Here is a 298-nt window from a genome sequence, read left to right as displayed (position 1 = left end):
ATCAAAACCACCCGTTGAACGGGTGGTTTGAACAGGCCCTATAAGGGCCTATCTCCTGTGGTCGCTCCCTAAAGGGAGCCCTGAAAAGTCTGGCAACCACACTTTTACCACGGGCCGCCCCCTACTCGGGGGCATTTTTTATGCCTTCTTTGCTTTCTCTCCTGTGAAGGGATCTACAAACTCTTTGAGGCTCAGCTGATCATTTGCTATATCATCTTGCAGCTGATTTCGAATATAGTCTCTGATCGCCCCTTCATACTTGCCTACCGTATCTACGTAATATCCCCTACACCAAAAG

At 48.7% G+C, this 298-nt stretch carries 1 pseudogene; it reads right to left on the bottom strand.

From position 1 onward, the window contains the following. Window positions 1-138: 138 nt before the first annotated feature. Window positions 139-298, bottom strand: a pseudogene (locus H6B10_RS18175) (IS200/IS605 family transposase); the annotation flags it as partial.

Origin of the sequence: Gemmiger formicilis, assembly GCF_016901605.1 — a bacterium.
Lineage (GTDB): Bacteria > Bacillota > Clostridia > Oscillospirales > Ruminococcaceae > Gemmiger > Gemmiger formicilis_B.
The sequence above is the reverse complement of the archived record's forward strand: the minus strand, read 5'-3'. Positions and strand labels throughout refer to the sequence as shown.